Annotated in this window: 1 protein-coding gene; it reads left to right on the top strand. The window is 67.1% G+C overall.

Annotation, left to right across the window (positions count from 1 at the left end; translation table 11 throughout):
* Positions 1-177: 177 nt before the first annotated feature.
* The coding region (locus tag AC01Y6_RS11070; protein ID WP_476671582.1) for a hypothetical protein at positions 178-590 on the top strand (413 nt) is incomplete at its 3' end.

The raw sequence follows: 590 nt of genomic DNA, 5'->3' as shown, positions 1-590 counted from the left end.
CCAGCCGAGGAAGACCGTCGCCCGGTGGCGGGTAGACGACTGGATCCGGGGCACCCTCCGCCTGCCCAAGGACTTGCCCCTGCCGGAGAAAGCTCTCCGCAAGCTGGAAAGGGGGGAGCGGGTGGAGCTCGGGGAGCTCGGCCTCGAGGAGCTCAGGCGACTCTGAGAGGAGGAGGCGTGTTCGGGCTCTGGAGAAAGGAGAAGAGGCTCGCTCCCCTACGCTCCCTCCCCTGGCTCCTCGCCCCCGAAGAGCTCCACGGGGAGCTCCTCCCCCTGCTCCCGGCCCTGAAAAGGGCCATAAGAGGAGCGGAAGGGAGCTTCGTGGAAAAGGCCTGGCTCTTGAAGGACGGAAGCGAGTACCGGGTCCACGCCCGGTACGTCGACGTCGGGATGGACCAGCTTAAAGCCTTCCCCGAGGGCCTCCTGAGGCCCCCCAGGGGCTTCCGGGTACCGGAGTGGGCCGTCCAAGCCCTGAAGAGGGGAGAGGTCCTCGAGGCCAAGGGGCTCGACCCCGGGGGAAAGCTGGAAGAAAAGATCGCCGCCCTCGTGAGGAAGGAGGAGCGGGAGGTGGAAAGAAAGAGGGGGTACGA

This window comes from Thermus sp., assembly GCF_056332225.1.
This window is presented reverse-complemented; position numbering and strand designations above follow the sequence as displayed.